Genomic DNA, 16,790 nt, shown 5'->3' with positions numbered 1-16,790 from the left:
AACCTTCTTTCCTTGACGATCCCCTCTCCCCGTTTCACAGGAACCTTAGGGACATCCATAAATATATAAATTACGGTAGGAAGTCTGAAATATCGAACCTTCTTTCCTTGACGATCCCCTCTCCCCGTTTCACAGAAATACTGATTGCCGGTTGGGTCAATCCAATTTTTCGGGCCAGTTCGGTGGCTGTCAGACCCAACTGGCGGACAGCGAGGAAACAAAGCACACTGCGAGCCTGCACAACGGCGGGATAACGGCCGGGGCTATACAACCGATCACAGGTCAGATTGAAATACGCAGCGACGCCTTTGGACAAGGTATCTAACTCGACCCCTTGAGCGGCCAATCGATATTTTCGCATATAATTTTCGTTGCACCGATTGAGCACATCCTGGACAAAATCGGTGTCGCCCAATATCCGCTCATCGCCTTTCACCCGCTCTTGTCCCTTCAATAGAATTTTTGCTTGTTTCCATCCCCCCACACTGCGAATCAACCCGCCGCCCACCAATTCAGGCCTGCGACCGGCATCGATTCCCCCCTCCACGAACTCCCGATATTTTCTCCGAGCGGTCTTCTTGTATTTGGCGAACATGCCGAGAATCTTTTCAGTGTTCTGCCATTTCGCATCTTGAATGCCCATGATGACGCTGTGTCCCGTGAACGGATAAACGTTTAGCGCATCAATATCTTTGACTATTCCGGCGCGCAGTGGATTCAGGTGGATATAACGGGTCAGTTCAAGCAGGTAAGCGTCTTCCTGACAAAGGATGGATTTATAGCGATTCTGGAAAAGATGGCCATGTCGATGATGCCTGCGATTAAATGCCACCGCATAGCCGGTGAGCAACCGCCTCATTAAAGTGGCCAGGGGGGTCTGCGCAGTGCGGGTCAGAAGATGCACATGATTGGACATCAACGCCCATGCAAAGCATGGGGTATCGGTCTCTGAAAAGATGGACTCGATTCTTTCAATAAATCCATACCGATCCGCGTCGTCTTTGAAAATAGCCTTTCGTTCGATACCACGGATGATCAGGTGGTGAAGCGCGCCAGGTGCATCGATGCGGGATTGACGTGGCATGGGTGTCTTTTTACATGGTGGTTATGATTATGTCAATTTATAAATTTATGGATGTCCCTAACTTTCCCTGATTTAATCATCTTTAATTTCCATTTGCTTATATATGAAGGTAGTATTGGATCAAAACCATTTTCAATATTAATTCAGATACTATTATGCCTTTTTTAAAGCCTTTGAAAAGTTGGCAATCCTTGAGTCGTCGACTCGTAATTGGTTCAAGCTATTACGGCATTCATTAGAAGCTCGCCTTCTTTCTTCCAAACTTTTTGCCTTATTCAACTTAACTTTGCATTTTCTCCATATTCCACAATGAGCACGCCGTCCCACAAAATATTCTCCATCCGGTGAAGTGTGTTCAATCTGTTCAGGTTTTTCCATCTCTCTTTGTATTGCAGGCGGATGAGAATCATACCCCGGCTTAAATACCACCAAATCCATCTTATCTAGTGCTGACATGGGCCAGAAAGTAAATGCAAATGATACTAGTTATGGCCTCCCAAAGAAACGGGGCTGTCGTGTAAACCCATCATCATATTTCCTGTTCTCCGACGAGCTTTTTAATACCCCATTCTCGAACAGAAAACATGATGATGGGTTGCCCCCTTTCACTTGCAACGGTAAACTTTTGTTACCCCTAACAAATACTTACCCAAGCAAAAGGAGGCACATCATGAAATTTTACAACCGACAGCACAAGTATTACTGCGGTGTCGATCTGCATGCCAGGAAAATGTATGTCTGCATCCTCGACCATAAAGGAAAAATTGTTGTTCACCTGAATATCAAAACCGACCCGGAACTCTTTTTCGAACTGGTGTTCCCGTTTATCGAAGACGTTGTTGTCGGTGTTGAATGTGTCTTCTGCTGGTACTGGCTGGCCGATCTGTGCGCCGATCACAAAATCGATTTCGTCCTTGGACACGCATTATACATGAAAGCCATCCACGGCGGCAAAACCAAAAACGATAAAATCGATTCTTACAAACTCGCCATGTTACTCAAAGGCGGCAATTTTCCCACCGCTTATCCCTATCCGGCCAAGTGGCGGGCAACACGGGATCTGCTGCGCCGGCGCATGTATCTGTCGAGACGATGCAGCGAACTGGTAGCCCATATTAACAACACCAATACCCAGTACAACCTGCCGGCGTTCAGGAAAAAATTGTCACGCAAATACAACCATGGCGGTGTCGCCGAAAGGTTTGAAGACCCGGCTGTCAGAAAGAGCATCGAAGTCGACTTGGCCATGATCGATGCCATGAATCAGATTCTTAAAAAGCTTGAATGGCATATCGAAAAAACCGCCCGCCAGCATGATTACCACACTTTATATCTGCTGCGCTCAATCCCCGGTGTCGGGCAGATCCTGGCCCTGGTAATCCTGTACGAGGTCCATGATGTCAGGCGGTTTCCCAGGGTACAGGATTTCTGTAAGCATTCACGGGGTACTTTGATGGTCCGATTGGCTTCGCAAGTCCCCGAAATCAATACACAAAAGTAAGGCTCCTAACCATCTGGAATAATTCAAAATAAATCTAGATTTTTCTTTTTGGCTATGATAGGGTGCTTTTCATGGCACTCAAAAGACCTTTTTCGGAACTCGATTGGCAACTGACGCCAGAGCCGGTGCGTCATTACATCATGGCTCTGGAACGGACGCTTTTCGATATGGAACAGCGGATTGCACTCCACGAAAAACGGCTCGAGAAGCTCGAGGTTCGGACCCGGAAAAATTCTCACAACTCCAGCAAGCCACCGTCTTCCGATCCACCTTTTGCGAGGAAGAAGAGAAAGCAAAAAAAGAGCAAAAAGGCTAAAGGCGGTCAGAAAGGCCATAAGCCGCACCAGCAGCAAGTGCTGGACCCGACCGAGAGCTATTGGTTGACCCCGCAACGTTGCTCATGCGGGCATTCGGCTTTCGATCAGGAAAAGATGAAAACGTTTTACGTACATCAACATATTGAGCTTCCCGAAATCGAAATGCAAGTCAATCACTATCTTCTCCAGCAATGCGATTGCCCTAACTGCGGTAACGTGGTCAAAGCCATGCTGCCACCTGAGATGTCCACCGGTTACGGTCCTCGTTTTACCGCCTTTATCGGTGAACTGAGCGGCATCAAGGGCATGAGCCGAAACGATGTCAAAAAGTTGTGCGAATCTGTATTAGACATTCCCATTGCCACCGGAACCATCCAGAAAATTGTCGACCGCACCTCAAATGCGCTATTGCCAGTCTACGAACGCATCGGCCAGATCGCCCGACGCTTTTGGTGTAACTACATCGACGAAACATCCTGGTTTAAGCAAAATGATCTGCACTGGCTGTGGGCCATGGTAAATGAACGGGTGGCATTTTATCGTATCGACCCACACCGGTCTAAGGAGGCCTTCGAAAACTTAATCCAGGATTGGAACGGCATTCTGGTCAGTGATGGATACGGCCTATACCAAAAATGGGTGCACCGCCAAACCTGCCTGGCTCACCTGATCCGCAAGGCCGATGCCCTGACGGAAAGAAAGAAACCCGACCTTCGCCGCTTCGGAGAAATCGTCGCCGCCTGGCTGAGGCAACTGGTATCGTTTGCCAAAGAACCTCCCGACTCAAAACAGTGGTCGGATTTTTATACGTTCTTCTTGTTCACCGTCTCCCTTTGGGAGGAGGACAAGACCGATGCTGGTAGACTTGCCCGTCAGATCGTACGGGAAATGGACAGTCTGTGGACCTTTCTCGATCACCATGGCGTCGAACCTACAAATAATCGCGCTGAGCGGGCCTTACGTTTTGGTGTGCTGTGGCGAAAACGCAGTCTGGGAACCCAAAGCGAAAAGGGTAATCGGTGGGTCGAGCGGATCTTGTCACTGAAAGAGACCTGCCGTTTAAATGAAAAGCCCACGTTCCCATTTCTCGTGGAATGTATTGCTTCCTACTTTCGTAATATAATGCCTGACCTTTCCTGGATTTGATTCATACGGGAATATCCCGTGAACGCGTACGGATTTCTCATCCTATGCCAGGCTGATCCGGCCGGTAAAAGAGTCCGACGGCAAGTGGGCCGGGCACAGCAACAAGAAGATCGGCAACCACCATCTCAAATGGGCGATCAAGGAAGCCGCGATCCTCATGCTCAGGGATTCATCCCAGGCAAAGTATTTCGTTTCCAAACTGGAACACAAATACAATAAAGGCAAGGCTCTGGGAATCTTCACCCACAAGCTGGGCCGGGCCATTTACTTTATGCTCAAAAACAAGGAGGCGTTCAACATGAAACGATTCTTCGATCAATAGATGTGGAACCGGAAGGTGTCAACTTATCGCATAACTGAGATCAAACGGGCGGATCTGAGTCTCTCGATTTAAGACATGCAGCCCGACTGCGAAAAAAGAGTGGACCCGATGCCCGAAGCTCAATGCTTTGATTGGCGGCACCTTTCGGTTCCATCCACGCATACGGATAGCTTGACCGGTGGTGATCGTGTTCTGCCCCTTATCCGAGTGACACCCTAACTGGACGTCCGCCCGTCGGACGAGCCGATACCTTTGACTGCGCCGGAATAAGGGAATCGAAATATATTCTGAAGCCGCCTTAAGGTGGCACGCTGATTGTCAAAGAACCATCTGGCAAATCAGTCAATCCTGATAGATGTTTGGTGCAGACGCGTTATCCAAACGCGCTGACGCTCGCGACCGAAGACGCAAGCCGGAACCAACGAATTGCTTGTCAAGGGATCCGAGAAAAGAGACGGAAGAGGTTCGCTTAGAAATTGATTATTCCGATCCATGGGAGAAGTTTTTTCCTTGACAACCGGAGGCCATATAGAGGTTAGGGGAATCGTAAATTTACCCTCTGCATCGGTTACGGTCTCCTTGGCAGTGGCAAAATGGGTCAGGGAAGCAATAAGCAGTATGAAGCCTTCAAATTGCCAGACGCCGGCCACAGAAGCACCTTCGATAGGTTCACCGGTGTCAGCGTCTACAACTTGACCGAAGTAAGGCCCGTCCCAGTAGATAAACCAGTAAATCGATCGGTTGCTGAAGGTGCTGATAGCCAGCAATATCGCCATGGTGACGATTATTCGCTTGCGCCTGTCTTTTATTTCCCGACATGTTACAAAGGTCAAAATGAGGGCCAGAATCGTGATACAGAATTTTAAATACAGAGGCATTCAGATCCTCCTTGTGTGTCTAAAAAAATCGTATTTTCCATAGTCCATCGGTGTCTTGTACGAAGATGACATAAGTCCCGGCGGTGGTGGCGACTCCATCGACCGTAGTGGGATAGCTTATGGTGTATCGTGCCTGGCTATCGGAGGCTTCAAACGATTCCAGCGCTCCCGTGGCTGAGATAATGTCACCGATTTTGTCCAATAGATCATCGAATACAAGGTTATAGGCATTCTGCCGTTCAAAGACAAAAAATGTCACGGCATTTTCAATATCACCTGCAATCAGGGCCGCCTTCATTCCCGACCATTTATCCCGCAGCAAGCCGTCCAGCGCCGCCGCCTCGACCACTTCCACACTCACGCTATCGGTATATATTTCCCCCTGCCGATCGGTAACCTCGACACTGAAGGTATAAACGCCGCTGGTGATGATCTCCACCCGGGATTCATCAATGGTCTGATCCATGAAGGTCACATCATCCGGCCCGAAATAGGTCATCTGGACTGAAGCGATGGCAAACGAGCTGTCAATCCGCAGCGTGGTCTCGAAAGGCGACGTTCCCGAAACCGGAGTGGCGGTCAGGCGGATATAATCCTCGGGCATTTCCGCATTGACCGTGATGGAATCCGATAACGTGAGGCCGGAAGTATCCGTGGCCGTGGCCGTAATGGTGTTTTCTCCCTGAACCAGCGGCACGTGATTGGCCGTGAACTGGCCACCGTCGATGATGGTTGCAACACCGTTGACCATCAGGCCGGTTTCGAGCCCATTGGCATGGGCAATGGTTCCCCGTACGGTCACCGCCGTATCCGATATCACCGCTCCATCCAGCGGTTCGGTGATTTGCAGGGTGATCGGATGGTTTACGGTTACGACCGCACTCGCAGTGGTTGTCCCTCCCGACCCGGTGGCTGTGATCGTATACATTGTGGTTTGCAATGGATACACTGTCATGGTTCCGCTCGGCTCAATCGCACCGATACGTTGTGCCTCTTTCGTATTAGTGCTCCGATAGAGTCCGGATAGTCGATGGCGGTCAACTGGTTGTGGCTATCGACGGTCAGCCGGGTGACCAACCCGTCGGGAGATTCGATTTCATAGGGCACGCCGTTGGAATACCGGCGGATGACGGTGGTGTTGCAGGTGTGGTCGGTGAATGGCGTCGGACGATTTCTTAAACAACGCTTTTCTGACTAAAAAACATCGATTTAAGGCCTAAAACAGCTCCGTTTTTGGAATAGCTATTTGGTAAGCATTCACGGGGTACTTTGATGGTCCGATTGGCTTCGCAAGTCCCCGAAATCAATACACAAAAGTAAGGTCCCTAACCATCTGGAATAATTCAAAATAAATCTAGATTTTTCTTTTTGGCTATGATAGGGTGCTTTTCATGGCACTCAAAAGACCTTTTTCGGAACTCGATTGGCAACTGACGCCAGAGCCGGTGCGTCATTACATCATGGCTCTGGAACGGACGCTTTTCGATATGGAACAGCGGATTGCACTTCACGAAAAACGGCTCGAGAAGCTCGAGGTTCGGACCCGGAAAAATTCTCACAACTCCAGCAAGCCACCGTCTTCCGATCCACCTTTTGCGAGGAAGAAGAGAAAGCAAAAAAAGAGCAAAAAGGCTAAAGGCGGTCAGAAAGGCCATAAGCCGCACCAGCAGCAAGTGCTGGACCCGACCGAGAGCTATTGGTTGACCCCGCAACGTTGCTCATGCGGGCATTCGGCTTTCGATCAGGAAAAGATGAAAACGTTTTACGTACATCAACATATTGAGCTTCCCGAAATCGAAATGCAAGTCAATCACTATCTTCTCCAGCAATGCGATTGCCCTAACTGCGGTAACGTGGTCAAAGCCATGCTGCCACCTGAGATGTCCACCGGTTACGGTCCTCGTTTTACCGCCTTTATCGGTGAACTGAGCGGCATCAAGGGCATGAGCCGAAACGATGTCAAAAAGTTGTGCGAATCTGTATTAGACATTCCCATTGCCACCGGAACCATCCAGAAAATTGTCGACCGCACCTCAAATGCGCTATTGCCAGTCTACGAACGCATCGGCCAGATCGCCCGACGCTTTTGGTGTAACTACATCGACGAAACATCCTGGTTTAAGCAAAATGATCTGCACTGGCTGTGGGCCATGGTAAATGAACGGGTGGCATTTTATCGTATCGACCCACACCGGTCTAAGGAGGCCTTCGAAAACTTAATCCAGGATTGGAACGGCATTCTGGTCAGTGATGGATACGGCCTATACCAAAAATGGGTGCACCGCCAAACCTGCCTGGCTCACCTGATCCGCAAGGCCGATGCCCTGACGGAAAGAAAGAAACCCGACCTTCGCCGCTTCGGAGAAATCGTCGCCGCCTGGCTGAGGCAACTGGTATCGTTTGCCAAAGAACCTCCCGACTCAAAACAGTGGTCGGATTTTTATACGTTCTTCTTGTTCACCGTCTCCCTTTGGGAAGAGGACAAGACCGATGCTGGTAGACTTGCCCGTCAGATCGTACGGGAAATGGACAGTCTGTGGACCTTTCTCGATCACCATGGCGTCGAACCTACAAATAATCGCGCTGAGCGGGCCTTACGTTTTGGTGTGCTGTGGCGAAAACGCAGTCTGGGAACCCAAAGCGAAAAGGGTAATCGGTGGGTCGAGCGGATCTTGTCACTGAAAGAGACCTGCCGTTTAAATGAAAAGCCCACGTTCCCATTTCTCGTGGAATGTATTGCTTCCTACTTTCGTAATATAATGCCTGACCTTTCCTGGATTTGATTCATACGGGAATATCCCGTGAACGCGTACGCTATTTGATATTTTACCATTCTGCTTTGTCCGACCCGAGTTCACCGTTTGTGGCCGCCAAACGGTATAGCCGAGGCGTCAGGGGCTTATTTTTACGGTGTGTTTTTCATCATTGATCGGGATATCCGTTGAATAGACAACCCCATTTTCCCCGGAATGGACTATGGTAACATGATCCATGGTTATTTGAATTATCCGATATTCATCTATTTTATCACCCACCTGAACCATCCACTCATCTCCAGTGGCTTTATCTATCAAAATAACTTCGGTTCCGTCTTCACTGACATAGGTTGCTTTAAAAGTGTGACAATATACAGGTCCGCAAATTGCGAAGACAGAAACAAGCACAAAAAAACAGATTCTTTTCATCTCGACCCTCTTTCCCTTGATTCTAATTCAAATTGTCCAGGGAACAGGTATTGTCATGTCCCCACGATTCGTCTTCGTAGGTAATTCTAACGCCATGCATTTCAACCCCCCGGAAAGACGTGAAAGATGGATAGCGACGAATGCTGCAGCCCGGAGTTTCTCCCATTGCAGCGCATTCTTCCGCAGTTAACCAATACGTCTGTCTTCTAAAGCTTGTCAAAGTATCCGTGCCCAAAGGTATCTGTGATCCCGATGAATGACCATCACCCGGATAGCTGCAGGGTGACCATAGACTGAAGCGGCTTAAAGCGAGTTCGTCATCGCCGAGGAAATAGACCTTTCGCTTGAATTCTCCAGCTTTTATTTCGGGTATGTGAATATCTTCCGGATCTTGCAAAGGAGCTTGCGGATCGGAAATTGATGAAAGTCTTGCATAGTAATCCTCAACGTCGTGTGGATACACATCTATTTCGTTTTCGTCCGATATTCCATTGCCGTTTTCATCGACCAAGCGGATTGCATCGTCGCTGCCGGCATCATACCAGTTCCCTGACAGGCAGACCTTATCCAGATTGCTGAAAATGTCCAGCGGTGTGGGTTCGCTGATGTCCTTGTAGCCCACGGCAATGGCATCCTGCTCGTTTCCCAACGCACCTCTGTAGACCAGATTGATCGTTACATCCGTGGCATTGATGGGTAATGCTTCTTTTAACTCAAATTCCAGCTCTACGCTCTCATTGCGTGGAATCTCAGAAATATTTTTAGCTTCCGCTGTGATATATGAATAGCTTTCCGTTGTTTCAATATATTTGGACTGAAACGGGTCCTCGCCGTTCAGGGTAAGCTTGTATTTGACGACAAGTTCAATGCTGCCATCGGTCATTTCGTCTCCGTCCGGAGTGGTGTTTCGGGCGTTCAACATGATGTGTGTAAAGCCTTGATCGGGGTCTTCAATCATGGCATAAACCCCGGAGTGGTATTGATTGGAGGGCAGGGTTATTTCTATACTGCCGCGGAAAAAATAGTCCAGTAGAGCAGAAGAATAACCTATTGCCCTAGGGATCAATTTTTTAGCGTAATCTTTACAACATACATCGTCCAAAGTATAAGTAAGCTGTAGTGCCTCTTTTTTTGCATCATCATGTTCCGCCGATTCACTTAAATGATAAAACCAATACCCAACAGTAAAGAAATGATCTATGGGATCTCCGTTCTGCTTCGATAAATAAAAACGATTGTGGCTCTCTGAATTTTCAGCCAAAATAACTTCTCTAAATAAATCCTCATCAAAGTTAATGTCTTCAAAAGAAGGATGAGGGTAGGCATTAACCGTATCTTCTGTCCAGAAATTGGCATTGGTGTATTCGGCCAGACCGATCGTACGATTGTAACCATCCGGCATATTCGATCCATCGGGGAGATATTCGTCGTGATCCCAGAGGGCCGAGATCGGACTTGGTGCAGAACTGTTGGAAACAAACTTATCGAAAATTGTATCCCCGACAGAGAACCATTTGTATTCAAGGCTCAAGATCATGGAAGGGTGATTCTCAACCGATCTTTCATAAAAATCTATTACTGGATGAGGATCATTTCTCACATGAGCCGGAACCGCCGCGTCTGAGATCAGATGCATCACCTGTCCCAACGATCGGAAGGTTTTTACGTAATAATCTTCCGACCCTGTCCGCAATGCCTGATAGTAATATTCTTTTGCCTTTGGCCACGAATACTCATTGTCGGGAGCCTGCGACCAATAAACCATTGATCTGAACCACTTCAAACCGATGTCATCTAAAAAAATAAGTCCGGCATTATCCCAATTTTGCTCCAGTGGATTATGAAAATGTTTAAAGCATCGTGTGCCTGGTTCGTCTTCTTCTTTCCCGCCATCAAGTATCAATTTCTGAATTGTTTTTCCATTTACTTTCTCTGCTATTCCGTTAGGAAACCCCGAAGAGTCCTTTAAAGTGCTGTCTAAATCTGATCCTTCCAATGCCTTTAAATTTATATATTGATGTGTATGTTTATTATCGTATGCATTACAGGTTTGCTGAGTGCAAAATAATAGAATAAGATGAGATAGCATCAGCACTTTTAAAATTTTTCCCATTGGTCCTTCTCCATTTGCGTCCAGTATGTCATTTTGCCCACTCATCCATATATTTCATTAAAGTTGGCAGTTTCTCATCCGTTTTCCCTCCAGGGGTAATCACATAATTTTCCCTTCTATCATCAAATATTAGTAACTTCGGAAGGTAATATGTGACATGTTCTTCTTCTGGAATAAAAAAGGGATGTTTTTCTTTCCATGAACAATATGTTTTCAAGTTCCCTGGATATGCTCCATAACCTGGCTTGAAAACAGATACTTGGCATTCATCATCCCAAGATGCCATAATTTTGAATAATTTGATTCGATGTGGGGGTATTGTAAACTCGCCCTTGGCATCAGTTAAAGTTTCAACTGCATCAGCGACCTTCCATACCGTTCCACCCATTGAGGGACTTTTCGTAGAAAACCAAACTGCAACCGCCACCCCCTTGATCGGCGCATTGTTTTCGGCATCAACGACTTTTCCACTATACGGCCCAAACGTGCGGGGAAGGGCGCAACCTGACATCATTAAAATAGCTATGGCGACCAGGATCGATTTGTTTCGCATGATGATATACCCTCCTTAAAGAAAACCGGTCATAATTCCATCAATAATTTATCAGTAACTTTCTATCAGCCACAGTCCGTTTGCATCACGACTGAAGTAAATATAGTAGGTAATGGTGACAACCTGGCCAGCAATTTCATGGTCTTGTTGAATTTTATATTTGGCGAGACCGTTAACGTAAGATACCATAGAGATATCCTGCATCTGACCGGAAAGTGTTGTTAAATCAGAACCCAACGCGTTGTAGATACCTTCATATTTCTCCCTTTGATGCTCGTGGTGGAATTCCAGCGCTCCATCTATATCACCTGTCATCAAGGCTGTTTTCATTTTCGTCCACTTGTCTTGCAGCAAGGCATCCAAAGCCTCCTCGTCAACGACTTCAACACTAACCTCATCCGTATAGATGTTGCCCTCGGAATCGGTAACCTCCACGGAAAAATCATGCAAGCCTTCTGTGGTGACCTGGGCTTTTCTTTCATCTAACGATACATCAGAGTAGGTAGGATCGTCAGGTCCAAAATAGGTCATCTGGACTGAAGCGACGGCAAACGAGCTGTCAATCCTCAGCGTGGTCTCGAAGGGCGACGTTCCCGAAACCGGAGTGGCGGTCAGGCGGATATAATCCTCAGGCATTTCCGCATTAACCGTGATCGAATCCGAGAAAGTAAACCCTGAAGTATCCGTGGCCGTGGCCGTAATGGTGTTTTCTCCCTGAACCAGCGGCACGTGATTGGCTGTGAACTGACCACCATCAATGATGGTTGCAACACCATTGACCATCAGGCCGGTTTCGAGCCCATTGGCATGGGCAATGGTTCCCCGTACGGTCACCGCCGTATCCGATATCACCGCTCCATCCACCGGTTCGGTGATTTGCAGGGTGATCGGATGGTTTACGGTTACGACCGCACTCGCAGTGGTTGTCCCTCCCGATCCCGTGGCTGTGATCGTATACATTGTGGTTTGCAATGGATACACTGTCATGGTTCCGCTCGGCTCAATCGCACCGATATCCTGATCGATGAATAAGGTATCGGCATAGGTGGAGGTCCAGCTCAGGGTGGCGTTGTCTCCGACCGGTATCTCCCCGGGGTCGACGGTCAGTTGTACGATCGGCGGCGGATCGGCGTCCGTGAACGTAATGCTGATGGTCCTGGAGGTGCTGCCATGTTCGTTAACGGCGGTGATCGTATACACGGTGTCCTCGACTGGCGATACTTCAATGGCGCCACTATCGGGAACCGCGCCGATGTCCTGATCGATGGAAACGCCTTGTGCGTGTGCACTGGCCCAAGAAAACTGAATTGTTTGTCCGCGATAAATGGTGCCGGATTCAATTGAAACGCTGAGTTCCGGCACGGGATCGGTTTCAAAATCCGCCAGGGTGAAGTCTATCTTTTTATTCTGGTCTTCCATGGTAACCGGCTTTGTTGCCGTGCGTCCGTCCGACAACCTAGCGGTAACGGTGTAGACACCGGGATCGATCGGAAGACCGTACCCACCGGCATCGGCCGTGAAGGTTGTGCTGCCGTTTACCGAAATCCGAACGCCATCCAACCCTTCGCCGCCAGTGTAATCCCCGCTGTTGTCGGCATCGTCGTAGACCACTCCCAAAAGGAAGTTGGGTCCGTCGGTGAAGGCACCGAAATCACAGGTGACGACGCCACCGTAGGGGTAGTCCGCTTTATTCGGTTCGGGTTGGAATCCTATACCGGCCTCCTTCCAAAGACCATTCAGGATGTTAATTCGGTGCCCCCTGCTATCGACGCCGGCATCGACAAACAGAATGTCGTGGAGGACTGAACTCAACTCATTGGAATCTTCAATCGGAACCCATTGTGCATTACTAGCCAAATTCTCGCCGACCGCGTTCCCTAAGTAACCGGCATCGATCATTCGATCCCGAGGTTGTCTTCCATCAAGTCCCTCATGAGCCTGGTATTTATTCACAACCATGTCTTCGGTGTGCAAGGCAGCGGCAAGGGATAGAAAACGATTGAAGGTCAACGGAGGCACAGGGTTCTCGCTAATAGTTTCGCTGGGAGGACCTTCATTGAGATCAATCTGAAGCCTCTCCGCTTCGGCCAAGGGGTTGGCCCGGGCTCGGTTAATATCCTCAAGGTGAACCTGCTCTTCCACACTGGGATTGCCGTAACTGTTCCCGACAATAACGAGCAAACTGTCTTGTGCTGTCTTTCCCAAACCGGTTGCATTAATGGTATACACCGTATCCGCTTCAGGCGACACCCCCAACGATCCTTCACAAGGCACCGCAACCATCAGCGGCTCAAGAACACATTGGTCGCTGTTTTCACTGGACCAGGAAAGGGTAACGGTTTGCCCGATTTGAATAAGATAGTTGCTCGTGGTGAGGCTGACAGATGGCAGATAATAAAAATACACGCTCACCTGTACTGCCGCCTGCTCTCCGTATGAATCGACAGCAACCGCCGTAATCGTATGCCGGCCTTCACCGTCCAGGTATATTTCAGCATGAAAAGCATTTTCGCTAACCAATGCCGAAACCCCGTTCACCGTGACGGTGGCGCCAGGGGTTACCTGGCCGGTCACCTGAACGGTCGCGTCGCCGACAACAGCGCCGTTTACCGGAGACGCGATTGCCAATGTTATTGGGGAATTGTCCACCGTAACAATAACACTGGCCGTGGCACTACCGGCACCATTGACAGCCGTGACTTTATAGGTTGTCGTCTGCACTGGGGAGACTTGCAGGCTGCCGCTCATTGGCACCGTTCCGATTTCGTTGTCCAGGGTTACGGATTCAACATTGGTGGTTGACCAGGTCAAGGTGGCCGACTCCCCCCGGAACCTTAGGGACATCCATAAATATATAAATTACGGTAGGAAGTCTGAAATATCGAACCTTCTTTCCTTGACGATCCCCTCTCCCCGTTTCACAGAAATACTGATTGCCGGTTGGGTCAATCCAATTTTTCGGGCCAGTTCGGTGGCTGTCAGACCCAACTGGCGGACAGCGAGGAAACAAAGCACACTGCGAGCCTGCACAACGGCGGGATAACGGCCGGGGCTATACAACCGATCACAGGTCAGATTGAAATACGCAGCGACGCCTTTGGACAAGGTATCTAACTCGACCCCTTGAGCGGCCAATCGATATTTTCGCATATAATTTTCGTTGCACCGATTGAGCACATCCTGGACAAAATCGGTGTCGCCCAATATCCGCTCATCGCCTTTCACCCGCTCTTGTCCCTTCAATAGAATTTTTGCTTGTTTCCATCCCCCCACACTGCGAATCAACCCGCCGCCCACCAATTCAGGCCTGCGACCGGCATCGATTCCCCCCTCCACGAACTCCCGATATTTTCTCCGAGCGGTCTTCTTGTATTTGGCGAACATGCCGAGAATCTTTTCAGTGTTCTGCCATTTCGCATCTTGAATGCCCATGATGACGCTGTGTCCCGTGAACGGATAAACGTTTAGCGCATCAATATCTTTGACTATTCCGGCGCGCAGTGGATTCAGGTGGATATAACGGGTCAGTTCAAGCAGGTAAGCGTCTTCCTGACAAAGGATGGATTTATAGCGATTCTGGAAAAGATGGCCATGTCGATGATGCCTGCGATTAAATGCCACCGCATAGCCGGTGAGCAACCGCCTCATTAAAGTGGCCAGGGGGGTCTGCGCAGTGCGGGTCAGAAGATGCACATGATTGGACATCAACGCCCATGCAAAGCATGGGGTATCGGTCTCTGAAAAGATGGACTCGATTCTTTCAATAAATCCATACCGATCCGCGTCGTCTTTGAAAATAGCCTTTCGTTCGATACCACGGATGATCAGGTGGTGAAGCGCGCCAGGTGCATCGATGCGGGATTGACGTGGCATGGGTGTCTTTTTACATGGTGGTTATGATTATGTCAATTTATAAATTTATGGATGTCCCTAACTTTCCCCGCAAGTGGTTCAATGTATGTCGCAACTGCAAGGCATTGACCTGCGCGGATCCATTGCGATAATCCAAATCCACCTGCAAGATGCCGTCGCCCTCGATCAAAAAGCTGACGATGCCGCGTTTGCGCTCCTTGAACCGCACACCGGCCAGGCGGCCGCCGTTGCATAAAAAGACCGCACTTTTGTAAATATCCGTGGTTTCCAGTCGTTGGGACTGCACGCTCAAATCACCTCCTTTCCTTGTAATTTGCGGGAAGATACGATAGGCAAAAGAAAGCGGTTTCAACAGGTTGCAACCTGTCTTGAACCCCGCTGTCCGGGCCGTCAACCAGTGTCCCGCCAAAGACTCTCTGGTTGTCGGCCCTCTCTTTTTGCCGCAAACTCCCGGCCAGGGCCTGTCAAGAATAAAATTTGCAAAAATCCGGATTCAAGCCTATAATCTTTTATGATATTTTCGCTATCATTTGTGATATCTCATGTCAAGGAGTTCAGCCATGCAGCGATCCCATAATAACAGCGATCTCAAAAACCCATGTTATAATGCCTCCAATCAATTTCAATTGGAGGACCGCAACATGCCGTTTGCACAGAAACTGTCCACGCTGAGGAACGAAAGAGGTTTGACGCAACAGGAGATGGCCAACCTGATCGGGGTGGGCATCGCCCAGATGCGGCGCTACGAAAAAGGCAATTCGTCACCGACGCTGGAAGTAATCAAGAATATTGCCCGTACCCTGGGCATCTCTGCGGACGAGTTGATTTTCGACGAGGAAGAGCGTGTGGCCGCCGCCAAGATCCTGGACCGCAAGCTGCTCGAACAGTTCGAGCAGATATCCAGGCTCAGCGCCCATGACAAAGAGGCCGTCAAAACCATCTTGGAAAGCATGATCCTGAAAGGTCGCCTGGAAGAGGTGATGCCCTCGCGCACGGATGCCGCCTGGTCCAAACAGATGCGCGAAGTGGTGGATGAATTCAGGCAGGGGGCGGCGGAGTTTGCCGACGACGATATCGAAAGCATTGTCGATGAAGCCGTCGATGCGGTCAGGAAAGCGGGCTAACCCAGGTGGAACGTAAACTGCGGGCGGTCATCGACACCAATCTGTTTATCAGCGGGCTGTTTGCCAAGGATTCTTTGTCGGCGCAGCTGCAAAACCTTTGGATCGACCAGCAGTTCGAGCTGGTCACTTCCCTTGAGATCGTCAAGGAGATCAGCCGGGTGCTCAGCTATCCCCGGATCAAGGAGCGTTTCAAACCCAAGGAAAAGAACGTACGGCGGTTTTTCCGGCTGATTTTCAGGAAGGCGATCATTTCTAAGGACCTCTATCAGACCGACCGGATCGCCGACGATCCCACCGACAATAAATTTTTGGCCTGCGCCCTGGAGAAAAAGGCCGACTACATCGTCTCGCGCGATCCCCACCTGAGGAACCTCAAGCACTTCCACGGCATCCAGATCGTTGATGCCACCACATTTATCCGGAAGGTTAAAGGCGAATAAAAAGGTTGCCGTCGCGTTCAGCCTGCCGGAACAACGAAAAGGCGGTTGAAATTGTGCTTCTCCAACCGCCTTTCATCATAGAACTTATTTTTGTTGGTCCCGGGATTTCGAATCAACACTTTTCCCGGTCGGCTTTTTACTTTTAAACAATATCGGTCCCAAAATGAAGAACCCTACCCCCGCAAATATGGTAATTATCAGAAACCTTAGATTTTTAAGGTCTGTCACATAGAGCGAGACAAAGACTCCAATAA

Annotated in this window: 14 protein-coding genes and 1 pseudogene; 6 read left to right on the top strand and 9 right to left on the bottom strand. The window is 49.0% G+C overall.

Translation table 11 applies throughout. From position 1 onward, the window contains the following. Positions 1–70: 70 nt before the first annotated feature. Entirely contained in the window at positions 71–1,084 is a 1,014-nt protein-coding gene (locus tag DSCA_RS30050) for a transposase (protein ID WP_155319909.1), read from the bottom strand. 670 nt (positions 1,085–1,754) lie between these two features. On the opposite strand from DSCA_RS30050, the pseudogene DSCA_RS30045 reads away from it, so the two are divergent. The 3 genes and pseudogenes from DSCA_RS30045 to DSCA_RS30035 all read left to right on the top strand — a co-directional run. Further along, positions 1,755–2,528 (top strand): annotated as a pseudogene (locus DSCA_RS30045) (IS110 family transposase); the annotation flags it as partial. Positions 2,529–2,656: 128 nt separating this feature from the next. Further along, positions 2,657–4,048 (top strand): IS66 family transposase, encoded by a 1,392-nt coding sequence (gene tnpC, locus DSCA_RS30040; protein WP_155314961.1) that lies wholly within the window; start codon positions 2,657–2,659, stop codon positions 4,046–4,048. 157 nt (positions 4,049–4,205) lie between these two features. Next, on the top strand, positions 4,206–4,370 hold the full coding sequence (locus DSCA_RS30035) for a hypothetical protein (protein WP_155319928.1): 165 nt from the start codon (positions 4,206–4,208) through the stop codon (positions 4,368–4,370). A 338-nt stretch (positions 4,371–4,708) separates the two neighbouring features. Here DSCA_RS30035 and DSCA_RS30030 read toward each other — a convergent pair whose 3' ends face one another. Both DSCA_RS30030 and DSCA_RS30025 read right to left on the bottom strand, forming a co-directional pair. Continuing rightward, the gene (locus DSCA_RS30030) at positions 4,709–5,248 is read right to left on the bottom strand and encodes a peptidase associated/transthyretin-like domain-containing protein (RefSeq protein ID WP_155319927.1); all 540 of its coding nucleotides are present in this window, start codon (positions 5,246–5,248) and stop codon (positions 4,709–4,711) included. 19 nt (positions 5,249–5,267) lie between these two features. Beyond that, positions 5,268–6,176, bottom strand: a complete 909-nt coding sequence (locus DSCA_RS30025; RefSeq protein ID WP_155319926.1) for a hypothetical protein — start codon at positions 6,174–6,176, stop codon at positions 5,268–5,270. A gap of 463 nt (positions 6,177–6,639) precedes the next feature. Here DSCA_RS30025 and tnpC (DSCA_RS30020) point away from each other — a divergent pair, with 463 nt between their 5' ends. Continuing rightward, on the top strand, positions 6,640–8,031 hold the full coding sequence (gene tnpC, locus DSCA_RS30020; protein ID WP_155314961.1) for an IS66 family transposase: 1,392 nt from the start codon (positions 6,640–6,642) through the stop codon (positions 8,029–8,031). A 108-nt stretch (positions 8,032–8,139) separates the two neighbouring features. Here the strand turns inward: tnpC (DSCA_RS30020) and DSCA_RS30015 are convergent, their stop codons facing one another. Genes DSCA_RS30015 through DSCA_RS29990 form a run of 6 tightly spaced genes read right to left on the bottom strand, consistent with a single transcriptional unit; the run spans position 8,140 to position 15,324 of the window. Next, positions 8,140–8,433: a hypothetical protein gene (locus DSCA_RS30015; RefSeq protein ID WP_155319925.1), complete on the bottom strand. Its 294-nt coding sequence runs from the start codon at positions 8,431–8,433 to the stop codon at positions 8,140–8,142. 22 nt (positions 8,434–8,455) lie between these two features. Beyond that, a complete protein-coding gene (locus DSCA_RS30010; RefSeq protein ID WP_155319924.1) occupies positions 8,456–10,546 on the bottom strand; it encodes a phospholipase C/P1 nuclease family protein in 2,091 nt (696 codons plus the stop codon). 28 nt (positions 10,547–10,574) lie between these two features. Continuing rightward, entirely contained in the window at positions 10,575–11,099 is a 525-nt protein-coding gene (locus DSCA_RS30005) for a peptidase associated/transthyretin-like domain-containing protein (RefSeq protein ID WP_155319923.1), read from the bottom strand. 51 nt (positions 11,100–11,150) lie between these two features. Continuing rightward, a complete protein-coding gene (locus DSCA_RS30000) occupies positions 11,151–13,910 on the bottom strand; it encodes a CAP domain-containing protein (RefSeq protein ID WP_167528012.1) in 2,760 nt (919 codons plus the stop codon). A 48-nt stretch (positions 13,911–13,958) separates the two neighbouring features. Continuing rightward, positions 13,959–14,972 carry a transposase gene (locus DSCA_RS29995; protein WP_155319909.1) on the bottom strand — a complete coding sequence of 338 codons (1,014 nt, stop codon included), beginning with the start codon at positions 14,970–14,972 and terminating at the stop codon, positions 13,959–13,961. Between the two features lie 37 nt (positions 14,973–15,009). Then, positions 15,010–15,324, bottom strand: a complete 315-nt coding sequence (locus DSCA_RS29990) for a hypothetical protein (RefSeq protein WP_155319921.1) — start codon at positions 15,322–15,324, stop codon at positions 15,010–15,012. Between the two features lie 289 nt (positions 15,325–15,613). On the opposite strand from DSCA_RS29990, the gene DSCA_RS29985 reads away from it, so the two are divergent. Both DSCA_RS29985 and DSCA_RS29980 read left to right on the top strand, forming a co-directional pair. Further along, on the top strand, positions 15,614–16,096 hold the full coding sequence (locus DSCA_RS29985; RefSeq protein ID WP_155319916.1) for a helix-turn-helix domain-containing protein: 483 nt from the start codon (positions 15,614–15,616) through the stop codon (positions 16,094–16,096). Positions 16,097–16,101: 5 nt separating this feature from the next. Further along, positions 16,102–16,536: a putative toxin-antitoxin system toxin component, PIN family gene (locus tag DSCA_RS29980; protein ID WP_155319915.1), complete on the top strand. Its 435-nt coding sequence runs from the start codon at positions 16,102–16,104 to the stop codon at positions 16,534–16,536. Positions 16,537–16,790: the final 254 nt, after the last annotated feature.

Origin of the sequence: Desulfosarcina alkanivorans (assembly GCF_009688945.1) — a bacterium.
GTDB lineage: Bacteria > Desulfobacterota > Desulfobacteria > Desulfobacterales > Desulfosarcinaceae > Desulfosarcina > Desulfosarcina alkanivorans.
Note: the sequence above shows the minus strand (reverse complement) of the source record. Positions and strands in the feature narration are given on the sequence as shown.